The following is a 1,242-nucleotide window of genomic DNA, read 5'->3' as shown; positions in this document are numbered from 1 at the left end:
GTGTGCCTCTTGCGGCTGCGGCCGTCTTCGGTGCTTTCCGATCGGCAATGACGTTCTGAACCGCCCTGCAGCGACCCTTTCGCGATACGCTGCTCACTTGCTGCCAGCGGCAAGCGAAGGCAAAGGAATTCAGTGGGGCAACTGGAAGGCCAGAGTCAGAGACACCTCCTGCCGGGTCTGCTCCTGGCTTCGGCTCTGCTCACCTCGCCATCCCCTGCCCTCGCGCTCGATCCTCCCCTGCAGGTATCCCAGTACGCGCACACCTCGTGGACTGCTCGGGACGGCGCCTTGCTGGGCCTCGTCTTTGCGATGGCACAAACCCCCGACGGCTATCTCTGGGTCGGTGGGTCATTTGGCATGTTTCGCTTCGACGGCCTTCGGTTCGTTCCCTGGCAACCACCGAGAGGCCAGTCGCTGCCAAGCAATCCCTACGCCCTGCTGGTTTCCCGCGATGGCACGCTCTGGATTGGCACCTTCAATGGCCTGGTCAGCTGGAATGGCATCGAGCTGACCCGTTATCCGCAGATCCCCAACGGGTTCGTGACGTCGTTGTTCGAGGACCGCGACGGAACGGTCTGGGCCGGCCTGCTGGGCGAACAGGGACGGCTGTGCGCCATCCGCGCAGGTCAGGCCCAATGTTCCATGCCCGAAGGCGGGTTTGGCCAGTTCGTCTGGAGCCTGGCCGAAGACAAATCCGGGGCGCTGTGGGTGGGTGCGGACTCGGGCCTCTGGCGATGGAAGCCCGGGACGCCGCAACGATTCGAGACGCCAGGCGCGCGAGTGGGCGACCTGAGCACGACCGCCGATGGACAGCTCCTGATTGGCATCCGTGGCGCAGGAATCCAGCGCATCGACGGCGACAGGTTGGTGCCTGCTCCGATGCGAAGCGCTGCCAAGCCCGATGAGTGGCTCGCTGACCGCGACGTCAAGGCCAACAAGTTGTTGCGGGACCGCGATGGCGGACTCTGGATCGGAACCGAAGGCCACGGGATCCTCCATTTGCAGGAGGGCCAGGCCGACGCGTTCACCCGGGCAGACGGCCTCTCCGGGAACATCGCCTGCAGTCTCTTCCAAGACCGCGAGGGCAACATCTGGTTCGGCAGCGAGAAGGGAATAGACCGCTTCCGAAAGCTGCCTGTCACCACCCTCTCCTTGCAACAAGGGCTGCCCAATGACGGCACGAAGTCTGTGCTGGCCACGACGGACGGCAGCGTCTGGGTGGCAACCGGCGATGGACTGGCC

1 protein-coding gene is annotated in these 1,242 nt (G+C 64.7%); it reads left to right on the top strand.

All coding sequences use genetic code 11. From position 1 onward, the window contains the following. Window positions 1-288: 288 nt before the first annotated feature. On the top strand, window positions 289-1,242 hold a 954-nt coding region (locus ACXJKR_RS32815; RefSeq protein ID WP_457326426.1), incomplete at its 3' end, for a ligand-binding sensor domain-containing protein.

The organism is Roseateles sp. P5_E11, assembly GCF_054049355.1.
This window is presented reverse-complemented; position numbering and strand designations above follow the sequence as displayed.